This window comes from Sphingomonas sp. PP-F2F-G114-C0414 (assembly GCF_003688595.1).
In the GTDB taxonomy this organism is placed as follows: Bacteria; Pseudomonadota; Alphaproteobacteria; order Sphingomonadales; family Sphingomonadaceae; genus Sphingomonas.
The window spans coordinates 845,138-859,617 of sequence record NZ_RCWT01000009.1; the positions used below are offsets into that span (position 1 = coordinate 845,138).

The window sequence follows — 14,480 nt, forward strand, 5'->3', positions numbered from 1 at the left end:
CGCTACTTCCGCGGTGTGGCAGGTTTGGCGGACAGCCAGCCGCTGTCGGCGAGCCAGTCGTTCAGCCGGTCGGGCCAGTGCAGGATCGAGATACGGTCGGACTCGTCGAGATTGAACGCGTGGTCGCTGTCCGCATACATGTGCAGCTCGGCCGAGACGCCCGCCTTGCGCAATTGTTCGTAGAGCGCGACCGGCGGTGCGGCACAACAGGCGTCGCGACTGCCGGCGATCAGGAAGGCCGGTGGCGCGGTGCTGATCGCCTTTGCCGGAATGCCACGCGGTCCGGGGAATACCAGGACCTGGAAATCGGGGCGCGCGGACTGGCGGTCGATCGCGTCGACCACGGGCCGGGCAGGTGGCTCGGGGTTGTTGGCGATCAGCGATACGAGTTCACCGCCCGCCGAGAAGCCCATTGCGCCGACGCGGTGCGGATCGATTCCGTAGTCGGCGCCGTGCGCTCGGACCCAGCGCACGGCGCGCCGCGCATCGTCGGCGGCGTCGCCCTCGACCGAATAGTGAGAGCCCGGTTCGTTCGCCAACCGGTACTTCAGCACGAACGCGGTCACCCCCATGCGGTTGAGCGCGGTGGCGACCTTCGTCCCCTCGTTGGTCCAGACCAGCAGCTTGTGGCCGCCGCCGGGAATGACGACGATCGCCGCGCCGTTGCGGTGCGCGGGCGCGGCGGGGAAGGCGATCAGCGACGGATCGTGGATGTTGCGCACCCAGTAATCGCGGCCGACCTCGGCCTCCTTGCGGCGTCCCGTCGAACCGGGCGCGCCGTTCGGCCAGAGCGGGATCGACCGATAGGTCGGGGCCGGTACCGGCGCGGGATCCTGTGCCGCCGCCGGTCCCGCCATGATCAGCGCCGCGATCGTCCAGACGGCGCGCATCACTTGGCTTCCGCCGCGGCCGCCATCGCCGCGCGCGCGGCGAGGATATAGGCCGAGGTCGTGCTGACGGTGTATTCGTTCTCGAACCACAGGAACGGCCAGTCGGTCTTCAATTCGGGAAAGTCGGGTTTGACGATCAGCACGCCCGGCACCATCCCGCCCGGGATGAAGCTGTAGTCGGCGCGGTTGTGACCATAGCCGATCAGTTTCGAGTCGGTGCCGACGGTCGACACCAGCGACAGGTTGTTGGCGGGGTGCCGCCCGAGCACATAATCGAGCGCGTCGAGCGTGTAGCCCGTGCCGATCAGCTCGGGGAACGCCTTGTGCATCAGGTACATCGAGGTGCCGAAGCTGACGACCTGGTTTGATCCGGCCCAGGAGCCGTCGCTGATCGGCACCCCGAATGGATTGCGTGCCCGGTCGCCATCGGCCTTCGCCTTGAACTGCTGGACCAGCGGCGCGAGCTGCGCGCGATAGTCCGCATCCATGAACGGGATCGCCCGCACCGCGACGCCGCCGATCCAGCCGAAATTCTGGCGGATCACGGGCAACAACTGGCGCAGGCGATCGGCATAGGCCTTGTCGCCCTTGCTGGTGATCAGCAGTTCGATCGTCGCGGCGACGTTAGCCGCCTCGGCCGAGCGCGGCGACGAGGAGTCATCGCGACCGTCGCCCGACTTGACGATGCCGCGCTGCTGTTTCGCCCACATCGCCGTCGCCGCGGTCAGCGTGTCCTTCGCCATCGCCGGATCGCTGGCTGCCAGTGCGCGCGACGAGGCGGCGAGCGCGGCGGCGACGAGCAAATTGTTGGCGGGCAGGTCGGTGGTGAACGCCCAGCGATCATCGGGAGCGCCCGACGTGCCGCCCTTGCGTTCGGCCGGCTTCAGCGCGGCGTCGTAGAGCAGGCCATCGGTCTGCGATCCCGCTTCGCCGAGATGCGCGTATTGGCGCAGCGCCGGGTCGACGATGCCGACGATCGCGTGGCCGAACACCTTGTACTGCGCGAGCAGCTGGAGCGTGCCGTGGCGGATCTGCTGGACCGCGTCCTCGACCCCGTCCGGCTTGCGGATCTCGACCGCTCGCGCGGCCTCGTCGACGCTGGTCTCGTCCCAGTCGAGCCCGAACAGCTCGCGCGCCCATACCAGATCGCGCACCACCGAGGCGTTCTCGGGAGTCTGGATGTCGTAATCGCCGGCATCCTGGAAACCGCCGACCGCAAGGCCTGGGATGTGCTCGCCCGCCTTGAACGGCGAGTCGAGGTTCGCGCCCATCTTGTAGCCGTCGAAATGGGTTATGTTCGGCGGCGCCTGGCGCGCATCGTCGAGATGCGACGGCGCCGACCACACGCGGTACTGCTCCCTGATCCCGACATGATCCATCTGTTCGGCGATGAAGGTGTCGAGCGAGGTCTGCCAGATCCGGTCATACGCGTCGGCGGCGATCCGGAACGGGTTGGTCGTCTTGCCCGCGTAAGAGATCGCGTAGATGCCGGGTTCGCGCACCGTCGAGAAATCGAACGCCGCGTAATCGTAGCGCGTCCAACGGCCGCGCGATTGCGTCCGGGCGCGCAGCACGGTCTGTTGGCCGCCATCCGCGGTAAGCCTGACGAGCGCAGCGTCGGCGGGCGCCCTGAACTTGGGATCGAGCTCGATCAGCGCGATCTTGGGCCGGTTCGGCGTATAACCCGCCTGGTTGAACGACACGACCGGCTCGCGCACCCAGTTCTTCACGATGTTGGGCCGGACGTGCCAGACGACCGCATTCTCCTTCGCCCCCGCGGCGATCATCGAGCGGACGACGAACCAGCCGTTCTGTGCACGATTGCGCGCGTCGTAGAGCGACAGCGGCCCCTGATCCGACGTGATCGTCACGCGGGTCAGCGGATCCTCGGGCGACAGCGTGACCGACTTGCCGCCAGTCGCGATCGGCAGTGGATCGCCCGAGCCGTCCTTCGCCATCGGTCCGGTCGGATGACGCGGGAACAGGCCCGGCGCGGCGTCCATCAGATAGGTCTTGCCGAAATAGGCGGTCGGCAGGAAATCGAGGTTGAAGCCCGCCTTGCCCGCGAGGCTGGCGGGTAGCGGCTGGTCGAGATCGACCGCGATCCGGAAGCCGTCGCCCTCCGCCGTCACCTTCACCGCATAAGCGAGGTTCACGTCCTTGTAGGTCGAACGGACGACGATCTGGTTGGGTTCGCTGCCCTCGGTACGGCTGACGAACGCGGGCACGCGCGCCCATTGTTCGGGGGTGGGATCGAGCCGCACGGCACCGTCGGTCGCGAGGCGATTGCCGTGCAGGACGATCTGGATCCCGGCATTCTTCTCGTCGAAGAAGATCGGGCTGAACTGGTTCTGGTCGATGATCACCGACAGCCCCTGCGTTTCCAGCGTCCCGGCCGGCGTCGCGGTGAGCGATTGGGCGGCGGCCGTTCCGGCGCCTCCGGAAAATGCTGGAACGACGCACGCACCGACGGATGCGAGCAAAGCGATAAACGCCGATCTTGGCACAGGCCTCTCCCTGATGATGTCTGCAGTTTCGTCCGGCGGCGGCGCTTCTATCGAGCGCTCGCGGGGCCGCCGGGTAGTCAAGGTCTTGGTGGGGTTACTTCGCGGGCTTGAGCAGGTCGTGCATCGCCATCCAGCGGGTGAACTCGTCGAACCAGCCGGTGCTCGTGGTGGTCTTGGGGTACATGCCGAAGCCGTGGCCGCCTTGCTCGAACAGGTGGAACTCGACCGGGCGCTTGGCCGCGTGCCAGCTTTCGATCAGCCCGAACCCGCTATTGCCGAAGAACGGATCGTCCGCGGCGAGCGCGACGAACAGCGGCGGGGCGCCGGCTGGCACCGTCATCGCCGCGAGCGGCCCGTAGATGTTGCCGATGAATGCGGGCTTCGCGTCGCCGCCCGCCACGGTGGTCGCCATCGTCAGCATCGCGCCGGCGGAGAACCCGACCATGCCGATGCGAGTCGGATCGACGTGCCATTCGCCGGATCGTTTGCGGACAAGCGCGAAGGCGGCGCGCGCGTCGGCGATCTGCGGTGCGAGCCCCGCCATCATCGCATCGGGCTTCGGACGCGGCGCCCGCGCGATCGACGAGAACATCGCGGTCATCGACTTTTCGAACGCGGGCATCGCCTCGGGCGTCGGGTTAAGCCGGTATTTGAGCACGAACGCGGCGACACCCTTCGCGGCCAGCGCGCGCGCGACGTCATAACCCTCGTTTTCCATCGACAGCGTCTTGAAGCCGCCGCCCGGTGCGACGATCACCGCGGTGCCGGTCGCCTTGGCCGGATCGGGGAGGAACGGGGTCAGTGTGGCGATCGTGACGTTGCGCGCGAACACGCTGCCATATTGGCTGTGCCAGACTTCGGGAGCGGTCGCGCCGGGCAGCTTGCCGGTGCCGAGGACGATCGCATCGGTCTGCGCGGGAATCGCGATCGGGGTCATCTGGTCGGACTGCGCCTGGACCGGAGTCGCCAGGATCATCGCTGCGGCGAAACCGAGTCGCGCCAGCCCGAATCCCGAACGGCGACGGCGCACGCCCCCGCCGGACGCGTTGTTGCTCATCACGTGTACCATGATCGCTCTCCCCTGTTTTATCGTTATTGGTCGTCACGATAAAGAGAGCGCTACCATTGCGCAATTTATACTTTCGATCCCGCGCGTTGCCGTCGAACATACTGAGTTATCGGAAAGACGGCGATGCCCGCCAAAGACTTCCGCGTGTATTCAATGCCATCATGGCCATCCACGCCCCTGTCGAACGGGCTATTCGCGGGTGCAGCGTGGCGCCGTATTCCAATCTCGACGGGAACGGTCTGGACTAGCGCTCCCGGATCCCTATTCTGGCGGCGGGGAGAGCGGGGATGCGATTTGCTAGACTGTGGGCGGCGCTAGCGATCGTCGTTGCGCCGGTTGCCGCGTTCGGGGGCGATACGCCGCACGTCACGCTTGCCACGCCCAACATCTCGGACGGCGCGATCACGCGTTTCACCGTGCGGTTCAGCGACGCGATCGTCCCGCTCGGCGATCCGCGCGCCACCTCGCCGCTGAAGGTCGAGTGCGCGGTGCCGGGCGAAGGGCGCTGGGTCGATCCGCAGACCTATGTCTGGGACTTCGCGCAAGGCCTGCCCGGCGGTACGCGCTGCACGCTCGCGACGCGAGAGGGGCTCAAGAGCGCGGCGGGCTACGGCGTCGATGCGGAGAGCTTCGCCGTCGATGCCGGCGGTCCGATCGCCCGCGCGGTGCTGCCCGGCGAGGGCGATATCGAGGAGGACCAGGTGTTCCTGGTCGCCGCGAACATGCTCGCGACCCGTGAGTCGATCGCTGCCAACGCCTATTGCGCGGTCGACGGGATCGGCGAGAAGATCGCGGTCGACGTGCTCGCGCCCGATTTGCCGGGCAAGCTGCTTGCCGGGTTGGGAAACAACTACTCGGTGACCAATTTCCTCGAAAGCGCCGGGCTGCCCAAGACGGTCCCCGCCGATGCCGCATCCCGCCAGCGCGCGCTGGCCGGCATTACCGCGCTGAAATGCCGCCGGCCCCTGCCACCGGGCCGCGACATGGCGCTGGTGTGGGGCGCGAATATCGCCAGCGCCGGGGGCAAGCTCGCCGGTGCCGACCAGCGGTTCGACTTCACCGTCCGCAAACCGTTCACCGCGCGGTTCGAATGCTCGCGGGTCAACACCGCGGCGGGATGCAGCCCGGTCGAGAAGGCGTATCTGCGATTCTCCGCGCCGGTCCCGATGAGCGCGGCGACGCAGGTCGGGCTGACGCTCGCCGACGGCAAGTCGATCGCGCCCGTGTTCAGCGACGAGGAGAAGACCCGCGCGACGATCGAGCAGGTCACGTTCGCCGCACCCTTGCCGGTCGCGACGCGCGGCAACGTGTCGATTCCCGCCGACCTCAAGGACGAAAGCGGCCGGATACTCGCCAACCGCGAACGCTTTCCGCTCGAGGTGAAGTTCGACGAGGCCCCGCCGCTCGTCAAGTTCGCGGCGGACTTCGGCATCCTTGAAGCCAAACAGGGCGGCGTGCTGCCCGTCACCGTGCGCAACGTCGAGCCCTCGCTGCAAGGCCAGACCGCGGGGATCGGCGGCCAGCGGCTGCGCGTGGGCGGCACCGACGGCGAGATCGCCGCGTGGCTGCGGCGCGTCGAGGAGGCGGGCAAGACCGACTATCAGACGATCGAGCGCAAGGGTGCCGAGCCACTCCAGATCAACCATACCGGCGAGAAGCCGCTGCTGTTCGGGAGTGGTGGCGGTGGGGCAGGCGGGGGCGCGGGCGATCCGTTCAAGCTCGATCTGCCGGGCAAGGGCAAGGACTTCGAGGTCGTCGGCCTGCCGCTCGGCAAGCCCGGTTTCTACGTCGTCGAACTCGCCAGCCCGACGCTGGGGCGTGCGCTGCTCGGTCGCGACGTGCCGCGCTATGTCGCGAGCGCCGCGCTGGTCACCGATCTGGCCGTGCATTTCGAATGGGGGCGCGATCGCTCGCTCGCCTGGGTCACGCGGCTGTCGACCGGCAAGCCGGTCGCGAACGCGGTGGTGCAAGTCAGCGACAGTTGCACGGGGAAGCCGCTCGCGCGCGGCGCGACCGACAGGAGCGGCGGACTGATGGTCGCGCGCGGCCTTCCCGAACCCGAGACCTATGGCAGTTGCAAGGGCGAGGGTTCGCCACATCCACTGATGATCTCGGCGCGTACCGGCGACGATTTCAGCTTCACGCTGACCGACTGGGGCGAGGGCATCCGGCCGTTCGATTTCGACCTGTCCTATGGCTATTCGGCGGCGACCGACATCATCCACACCGTGTTCGATCGCGCGCTGGTCCGCCAGGGCGAGACGATCCACATGAAGCACATCCTGCGCCGCCCGGATGCACGTGGTTTCAGCCTCGCACCCGGCTTTACCGGCACGCTGCGGCTGTCGCATCGCGGTTCGGATACACAGTTCGAGATGCCCGTGACGATCGGCGCGAACGGCACCGGCGAGACGGTCTGGACCGCCCCCAAGGGCGCGCCGATGGGCGATTACGACCTCGTCTTCGTCGTCGGCGACACCACCACCGAATCCGCGCAGTCGTTCAAGGTCGACGAATACCGCCTGCCGACGATGCGCGCGAGCGTCACCGGGCCGAAGACCGCACTGATCAAACCGCGCACTGCACAGCTCGACCTGTTCGCCGGCTATCTCTCGGGCGGCGGTGCCCCCGGCCTGCCGGTCGACGTCCGCATCGGCTGGTTCGCGCATAGTGCGACTCCTGTCGGCTACGACAAGTTCAGCTTCGGCGGCGAACCGATCAGCGAGGGCGTCAAGCCGCTCGACGGCGAGGGCGAGGATGCGAAGACGCCGTTGCCGCCGACCCAGATGCTGCCGGCGACGCTCGGCAGCGACGGCACGCGGCGGATGACGGTCGACATGCCGCAGACCCTCCCCGGCACGACCGATATGCAGGTGGAGATGGATTACCGCGATGCGAACGGCGAGACGCTGACCGCCTCGAAATCGATCCCGATCTACGCCTCGGGCGTGCAACTCGGCGTCGCCACCGATGGCTGGATGATGCGCGCGGACGATCTTCGCCTGCGCTTCGTCGCGCTCGATACCGACGGCAAGCCGATCAAGGGGCAAAAGCTGTCGGTCGCGCTCTACAGCCGCCAGATCCTGACCGCGCGGCGGCGGCTGATCGGCGGGTTCTACGCCTATGACAACCGGATGCGGACGACCAAGCTGTCGGCGTCGTGCAGCGCCACCACCGACGCGCAGGGGCTTGCGCAGTGCAAGGCCGACCCGGGCGTCTCGGGCGAGATCTACGCGGTCGTCACCACCACCGACGCCGACGGCAACGTCGCGCGGGCGGTGAAGTCGGTGTGGCTCGCCGGGAACGACGACTGGTGGTTCGGCGGCGACAATGGCGACCGGATGGACGTCGTTCCCGAGAAACTCACCTATGCGTCGGGCGAGACCGCACGGTTCCAGGTGCGGATGCCGTTCCGCTCGGCGACCGCTTTGGTCAGTGTCGAGCGCGAGGGCGTGTTGTCGAGCTTCGTCACCGAATTGTCGGGCAAGGACCCGGTGATCGAGGTGCCGATGGACGCGGCCTATGCGCCCGACGTCTATGTCTCGGTGCTGGTCGTGCGCGGCCGCGTCGAGAGCGGGTTCTGGAGCTGGATCCACCGGATCGCGCGGACGCTCGGGCTGTCGGATACGCCGGAGGATGCAGCCGAGCCGACCGCGCTGGTCGATCTCGCCAAGCCCGCCTACCGCCTCGGCATCGCCAAGGTGAAGGTCGGCTGGGAGGGCCACACGCTCGCCGTCGCGGTCAAGGCGGACCGCGAGCGTTACGCGCCGCGGGGGACGGCCAATGTCGCGATCCAGGTGCGGAAGCCCGATGGCAGCCCGGCGCGCGAGGCCGATGTCGCGTTCGCCGCGGTTGACCAGGCGTTGCTGCAACTCGCGCCGAACGACAGCTGGAAAATCCTCGACGCGATGATGGGCGATCGTCCGCTGTCGGTGCTGACCGCGACCGCGCAGATGCAGGTCGTCGGCAAGCGGCATTATGGACGCAAGGCGCTCGAAGCGGGTGGCGGCGGTGGTGGCGGCGACCTGTCGGGGCTCAACCGCGAGAATTTCCAGCCGGTGCTGTTGTGGAAGGGCCATGTCCCGCTCGATGCGCAAGGGCGTGCGCGCGTTTCCGTGCCGCTGTCCGACGCGCTGTCGTCGTTCAAGCTCGTCGCGATTGCCACCGACGGCGCGCAGGCGTTCGGTACCGGCAGCACCGACATCCGTACCGCGCAAGATCTGTCGTTGTATGCCGGGATGCCGCCGCTGGTCCGTTCGGGCGATTTCTACGGTGCGCGGTTCACGCTGCGGAACGGATCGGACCGTGCAATGACGGTCACCGCGAACGTCGACGTCTTCCCGCGAATTGCGCAGGGCAAGCCGCTCACCGTCACCATTCCCGCGGGCGGTGCTGCACCGGTGGCGTGGAACCTCACCGCGCCGTCCGGAGTCGATACGCTGCGCTGGACGGTGCGCGCGAAGAGTACCGACGGCCGTGCGACCGATCAGGTCACGGTGACGCAGGACGTCATCCCCGCGGTCCCGACCGAGATCTGGGCGGCGACGCTCGCGAAGGTCGGCGAGAATACGCTGATCCCGATCGCGCCGCCGATGGGCGCGTTGCCGGGTCGTGGCAGCGTCGATATCCACCTTGCCGATACGCTGGCGCCCTCGCTCGCCGGCGTGCGCGACTATATGAGCCGCTATCCGTTCAACTGTTTCGAGCAGCGGCTGTCGCGGGTCGTCGTGCTCGGCGACATGGCGGGCTGGGCGGCGCTGGCGGGCGAGATTCCGACCTATCAGGCGCCCGACGGCCTGCTCCGGTATTTTCCCGGCGACAGCCTGCAGGGGTCCGAGGCGCTGACCGCCTATGTCCTGTCGATGACGGGCGCGGCGAACCTGTCGCTGCCGCCGGTGCAGCGCGCGCGGATGATCGAGGCGATGAAGGCGGTGCTCGACGGGCGCTTGCGGCATGAGGATTACGGCGACGTCCGCCTGACCAAGGTCGCGGCTCTGGCGGCATTGGCGCGGCAGGGCGAGGCCACCCCGGCGATGCTTGGCCAGATCGGCATGACGTCCGCGGAAATGCCGACCGCGAGCCTCGCCGACTATATCACCGCGCTGACGGCGATCCCCGGCGCGTCGACCGAGGCCAAGGCGCAGGCCGAAGCAGTTTTGCGCACGCGCCTCGTGTTCGAGGGCACGCGGCTCGATCTGTCGGACTCGGCCAACGCGTCGTGGTGGCTGATGTCGTCGGCGGACGAGGCGGCGAACAAGGCCACCGCGGCGGTGCTTGGGCGGCCGGGTTGGCAGGACGACGCGCCGCGGCTGATGGTCGGCACGGCGCTGCGCCAGTCGCGCGGGCATTGGGATACGACCACCGCCAACGCCTGGGGTGCGATCGCCGCGCGGCGGTTCGCGCAGGTCTATCCGGCGCAGGCGGTCACGGGGACGACGATGCTGTCCTACGCTGGGCGTAGCGTTGCGCGTGGCTGGCCGCTGGCGGAACCGGCGCGGACGGTGTCGTTCCCGCTGGCCGCCGCCGGACCGCTTCGCTTGGCGCAAGGCGGCGGGGCAGGGCCGTGGGCGACCGTGTCGATTTCGGCGGCGGTACCGCTTCGGCAACCGCTGTTCGCCGGCTATCGCCTGACGCGGAAAGTCGATGTCGTGCAGGCCCGCACCGCCGGGCGGCTGACGACGGGCGACGTACTCCGCGTGACGCTGTCGGTCGAGGCGACCGCCGAGCGCAACTGGGTCGCGATCAGCGATCCGGTGCCCGCCGGCGCGACCGTGATCGGCGATCTCGGCGGCCAGTCGCAACTGCTCCAGCAGGGCGGCGGGGCAGAAGGGGAGGGCGGCGGTCCCAGCTACGTCGAACGCGGACGCGATACGTGGCGCGCCTATTTCGCGTGGCTGCCCAAGGGGACCACCACCGTGACGTACACGCTGCGGCTCAATGGCGCCGGCCGGTTCCAGATGCCGCCTAGCCGGGTCGAGGCGATGTATTCCCCCGCAATACGCGCCGCGGTGCCGAACCAGACGATGGTCGTCGCGGATCGATGAAGCAGCGCGCGGCGCTTGTCGGATTGCTGGTGCTGATCCTCGCCGCGGTGGGGTTCGACTGGGCGACGTTCCCGCCGCCGCTGCCGGGCTATGCGCAGGTGCGCGCTGCGTGGAAGCCGTCGGAGGCGTGGCTGTACGATCGCCACGGCGTGCTGATCGACAGCGCGCGCGTCAATTTCGCCGCGCGACGGCTGGCGTGGGTACCTCTCGACCAGATCGCACCGGTCGTGCCCACCACCGTCGTCGCGGCGGAGGACGCCCGCTTCCGCAGCCATGGCGGCGTCGATTGGCTGGCGATCCTCGGGTCGGTTAGCGCGCGCGCGAAGGGCGAGCGGGGCAGGGGGGCTAGCACGCTCTCGATGCAGGTCGCCGCATTCCTGTCGCCGACGCTGGCGATGCCCGGCGCACGCGATTGGCGCGACAAGCTCCGCCAGATGCGCGCGGCCCGATCGCTAGAGATGACCTGGAGCAAGGACCAGATCCTCGAGGCGTATCTCAACCTCGCACCGTTCCGCGGCGAGGCGCAGGGGATCGGTGCGGCGGCGCTGTCGCTGTTCGGCAAGACCCCCGCCGCGATGGCGCGCGACGACGCGCTGCTGCTGACCGCACTGCTGCCCGATCCGCAGGCACCCGCACCGCGCATCGCCGCGCGGGCGTGTCGCCTGGGTGGCACAGGCGACTGCGCACGGTTCGCGAGCGAGGCCGCGTCGATGCTCGGGCCTGTGCGGACGCTGGCGCTCGATCCGGGGCTCGCGCCGCATCTCGCCGACCGCCTGCTGACCAAGCCCGGCCTGCGGATCACCACCACGCTCGACGCCGCGCTCCAGCGCACGGTCGCCGCCGCGCTGCGTCGCCAGCTGCTCGGGCTTGGCGGATCGCGCGCGCGCGACGGTTCCGCGGTGGTGATCGACAATGCGAGCGGCGACGTCCTCGCCTATGTCGGCGGGATCGGCGGCGCCTCGACCGCGCCGGCGGTCGATGCCGCCAACGCCTATCGCCAGGCCGGGTCGACGCTGAAACCGTTCCTCTACGCGCAGGCGATCGAGCGCGGATATCTGACTCCGGCCTCGGTGCTCGACGATTCCCCGGTGCAGCTCGACACGGCGTCGGGGCTGTACGTACCGCAGAACTACGATCGCGGGTTCAAGGGGCGCGTGTCGGTGCGCAGTGCGCTGGCGGGGTCGCTCAACGTGCCCGCGGTGCGGACGCTGTTGCTGGTCGGGGTCGAACCGTTCCGCGACCGGCTATGGGATACGGGCTATCGTGGCCTCGTCGAGGACGGCGATTATTACGGGTTCAGCCTTGCGCTCGGATCGGCCGAGGTGACGCTGCTCGAACAGGCCGACGCGTATCGGTCGCTCGCGAATGGCGGCCGCTGGTCGCCGCTGCGCCTCACCGCCGACGCGCCCCACGTTGCACCTCGCCCGGTCACGACCCCTGCCGCAGCCTGGATCGTCGCCGACATGATGGCGGACCCCAATGCCCGCGCCGCCACCTTTGGCTTGGACTCGGCCCTGCGCCTGCCGTTCTGGACCGCGGTAAAGACGGGCACCTCGAAAGGCATGCGCGACAATTGGTGCGTCGGGTTCTCGCGCCGCTATACGGTCGCCGTGTGGGTCGGGAACGTCGAGGGCGATCCGATGCGCGCGGTCTCGGGCACCAGCGGCGCGGCGCCGGTGTGGCGCGACGTTATGCTCGCGCTCGGACGCGACGACGAACGCGGGCCGCCCATGCCCGCCGGCGTCGAGCACCGCCGCATCGCATTCGCCGATGCGATCGAGCAGCCCCGCATCGAATATTTCCTCCGCGGCACCGGCCAGTCGCTGATCGCCGCGGCGCCGGCCACCGCCCGGCGCGCGCGCATCGTCAACCCCGCCTCGGGCAGCGTCTACGCGATCGATCCCGACATCCCCGCCGACCGCCAGCGCCTCGCGATCGAGACCACCGGCGACGTCCGCGCGCATCACGTCTTCCTCGACAACCGCGACCTCGGCCCCGCCGCGCAACAACTGCTGTTCTTCGCTCCGCCGGGCCGACACCGGTTGCGGCTCGTCGACCCAGCCGGTCGCGCCGCCGACCAGGTGATCGTCACGATCCGCTGAGCGGGCTGCATTTGCGGACGGGCTGGCGAGCAGGGATCAAGCGCGGAGCCTGCCGTTCGCCGTTCACAGGGCCGGTTTGCCGGGTGTCTGCGATCCTAGCGCCGGTCCCACGTCGATCACTCGCAACCGATAGCGCCCTGCCGGCAGCATCAGCGCGACATCATCCCCCGCGCGGATCGCGATCCGATCCAGCGGCACGGAGGCGGCGGGCTCGCCGACCGGGCGGGCCTCGACGACGCGCCAGCCGCTTGCCGGATACAGCCCGCGCGGGATGCTGACCGGCAGGTCGCCGGCCCGCTGCCGCCATAGCGGGCGCCCGCGGACAAAGCGCGCGGTAGGGTGATCGACGACCAGGTCGAACGTGCCGGGCGGCTCGTCGTTCGGCAGCGCGGACAGCCGCACCTCGCCGCCACCGCCGCGACACGTCGTCTGCGAGATGGTGAGCGGATCGATTCCGGTCGTCGCCTTGAGCCGCGCGGCCATCCACCGGGTGCCGTCGGCGCGTGGCACCTCCGCGGCATGCGAGTAGCCGACATGGACCAGCAGCCTGGCACCGGGATGATCGTGGACGTAGGCGGCGAGGTTGCGCGCCTGTCCTTCCTCGCGCGTTGCGATCCGCTGGTCCATCGTCGCGTCCGCCGCCGGATGTTCGTCGATGAACTCGTAGGCCAGGAGATGATAGCCGAGCGCCTCCGCACGTCGACCGAGCCGCCCGTACCCCGCCTCAGAGAGATAATGGCCGTCGCCGTCCTCGAAATACGGCAGCGCCGGCTGCCGGACGAACGCGGGCAGATCTCGCGTCGGCGTGCCGGTCATCGACGGAGACAGCGTCTCCAGTGCCAGCGTATCGTACCCGAGCGGCCGCAACCGCGTCGCGACCGCGGCGCTGAATCCGCGATGGTCGGTGCGTTCGTGGCTCTCGGTGATGATGACGATCGAGGTCGTCCGCGCGCGTCGCTCGATCTCGGTCAGAACGTCCGTTGCGGCCTCGACCGGCGCGCATGCCTTCGCCTGATAGTCCTTGCTGCTCGCCGCGATCAGGTCTTCCCGACCGAACAGGCTCAGCGTCTGTGCAGTGCTCCCGTCGCCCAGCGGATGCGCCGGATCGATCGCTGCCAGCCGGGCGAGAATGGAGGACAAGTTGGGGAGGCCGGCGGTGGTAACCCGCTCGACCGGTCCCACGAAGCGAACGCTCCGCACCGGACGGTCTTCCCTGGCCATGACCGATGCGCCGAGCGTCGTGAGCACCAGCAGGGAAGCGATGCGCGTGGCGGGAGACATAGGCATTGCCCAAGCTATCAAGCCGGGCCTCCGTGTTCCACACCTTTAGCCGTTTCGCGATCCTGGTGGATGGGTCGAGCGGCGCGGCACGGTCTCAGGCATCGTCCCGAACGCCGGCATATTGCGCATCCGTGACGGGCTCGAGCCATTCGACGTTCTTGCCGTCGAGCGATTCCTGGACGGCGATGTGGGTCATTGCCGTCGTCGGGGTCGCACCATGCCAGTGCTTGTGGCCTGGAGGACACCAGATCACGTCGCCAGCGCGGATTTCGACGATCTTTTCGCCCTCGCACTGCGTCCAGCCGCAGCCGGCGGTGACGATCAGCGTCTGGCCGAGCGGATGGGTGTGCCAGTACGACCGCGCGCCGGGCTCGAACGTCACCGCCGCGCAGGAATGACGGGCGGGAGCGGGCGGCGCGTTCAGCGGGTCGATACGCACGCTGCCGGTGAAATACTCGGCTGGGCCGGGCTGCGACGGTTGCGATCCTGCGCGCTTGAGGTGCATCGAACGACTCCTTTGTGGGTGATCATGACGGGATATCGCCGAATGCCTTGCTGGCTTCGGCGGGTTCGTCGGCCGTGAGAGA

Annotated in this window: 7 protein-coding genes; 2 read left to right on the top strand and 5 right to left on the bottom strand. The window is 68.9% G+C overall.

Going from position 1 to position 14,480, the window contains the following annotated elements:
• Nucleotides 1-2: 2 nt before the first annotated feature.
• The 3 genes from C8J47_RS04510 to C8J47_RS04520 form a co-directional block, all read right to left on the bottom strand.
• Nucleotides 3-890, bottom strand: a complete 888-nt coding sequence (locus C8J47_RS04510) for an alpha/beta hydrolase (RefSeq protein WP_121884575.1) — start codon at nucleotides 888-890, stop codon at nucleotides 3-5.
• Nucleotides 890-3,397, bottom strand: coding sequence for a glycoside hydrolase family 9 protein (locus tag C8J47_RS04515; protein WP_259467344.1), 2,508 nt, complete (start codon nucleotides 3,395-3,397; stop codon nucleotides 890-892). Before C8J47_RS04515 ends, C8J47_RS04510 begins: the two co-directional genes overlap by 1 nt.
• A 94-nt stretch (nucleotides 3,398-3,491) precedes the next feature.
• The gene (locus C8J47_RS04520) at nucleotides 3,492-4,466 is read right to left on the bottom strand and encodes an alpha/beta hydrolase (protein WP_121884577.1); all 975 of its coding nucleotides are present in this window, start codon (nucleotides 4,464-4,466) and stop codon (nucleotides 3,492-3,494) included.
• Nucleotides 4,467-4,753: 287 nt separating this feature from the next.
• Here C8J47_RS04520 and C8J47_RS04525 point away from each other — a divergent pair, with 287 nt between their 5' ends.
• Nucleotides 4,754-10,510 carry an alpha-2-macroglobulin gene (locus C8J47_RS04525; protein ID WP_121884578.1) on the top strand — a complete coding sequence of 1,919 codons (5,757 nt, stop codon included), beginning with the start codon at nucleotides 4,754-4,756 and terminating at the stop codon, nucleotides 10,508-10,510.
• Complete coding sequence (gene pbpC / locus C8J47_RS04530; protein ID WP_121884579.1) at nucleotides 10,507-12,612, top strand: penicillin-binding protein 1C; 2,106 nt, start codon at nucleotides 10,507-10,509, stop codon at nucleotides 12,610-12,612. Before C8J47_RS04525 ends, pbpC begins: the two co-directional genes overlap by 4 nt.
• Before the next feature lie 63 nt (nucleotides 12,613-12,675).
• On the opposite strand, the gene C8J47_RS04535 is transcribed toward pbpC, so the two are convergent.
• Together C8J47_RS04535 and C8J47_RS04540 are read right to left on the bottom strand one after the other, a co-directional pair.
• On the bottom strand, nucleotides 12,676-13,899 hold the full coding sequence (locus tag C8J47_RS04535; protein WP_259467345.1) for a hypothetical protein: 1,224 nt from the start codon (nucleotides 13,897-13,899) through the stop codon (nucleotides 12,676-12,678).
• 88 nt (nucleotides 13,900-13,987) lie between these two features.
• A complete protein-coding gene (locus C8J47_RS04540; protein WP_121884581.1) occupies nucleotides 13,988-14,398 on the bottom strand; it encodes a cupin domain-containing protein in 411 nt (136 codons plus the stop codon).
• Nucleotides 14,399-14,480 lie beyond the last annotated feature (82 nt).

Coding starts and splice junctions, on each gene's coding strand:
- pbpC (WP_121884579.1), top strand. CDS start 10,507: ATGAAGCAGCGCGCGGCGCTTGTCGGATTGCTGGTGCTGATCCTCGCC.
- C8J47_RS04520 (WP_121884577.1), bottom strand. CDS start 4,466: ATGGTACACGTGATGAGCAACAACGCGTCCGGCGGGGGCGTGCGCCGT.
- C8J47_RS04510 (WP_121884575.1), bottom strand. CDS start 890: ATGCGCGCCGTCTGGACGATCGCGGCGCTGATCATGGCGGGACCGGCG.
- C8J47_RS04525 (WP_121884578.1), top strand. CDS start 4,754: ATGCGATTTGCTAGACTGTGGGCGGCGCTAGCGATCGTCGTTGCGCCG.
- C8J47_RS04535 (WP_259467345.1), bottom strand. CDS start 13,899: ATGCCTATGTCTCCCGCCACGCGCATCGCTTCCCTGCTGGTGCTCACG.
- C8J47_RS04540 (WP_121884581.1), bottom strand. CDS start 14,398: ATGCACCTCAAGCGCGCAGGATCGCAACCGTCGCAGCCCGGCCCAGCC.